We start from the raw sequence: 522 nt of genomic DNA on the forward strand, positions 1-522 counted from the left end.
CGGGAATAGACGTCCCCGGCGCTCAGGTGGTGCAGTTCCATCGGCAAATCCAGGTAGGCGGAGTAGGGGTGATCGATACGCATGTCGCGTTGGAAGCCGCTGGCGCGAATCATCGGGCCCACCGGGCTGTAATCACGTGCCACCTGTGATGACAAAATGCCAATGCCCTGCGTGCGTTGCAGCATATTAGGCGTATTCAGCAGCATGTCAGAGAGTTGCATAACTTCGGTGCGCATCTCACGAAACAGCTTGATGGTTTTCAGCCTGTCCTCTTTCAGAATATCGCGGCGAATGCCGCCAATCAGGTTCAGGCCATAGGTTTTACGCGCGCCGGTCAGCATTTCGGCAATGGTCATGGATTTTTCGCGGATGCGAAAGAATTGCATAAACCCGGTATCAAAACCGACGAAGTGGCTCGACAGACCGATGTTCAGCAGGTGACTGTGCAGGCGCTCCACTTCCAGCAGAATACTGCGAATGGCGTGTGCCCGTGGCGGCACCACAATGCCCATCGCATTTTCG

At 55.6% G+C, this 522-nt stretch carries 1 pseudogene; it reads right to left on the bottom strand.

Annotated features, from left to right (window positions below):
- Nucleotides 1–522, bottom strand: a pseudogene (gene hycE / locus J5224_RS35095) (hydrogenase large subunit); the annotation flags it as partial.

The organism is Candidatus Symbiopectobacterium sp. NZEC135 (assembly GCF_025962695.1).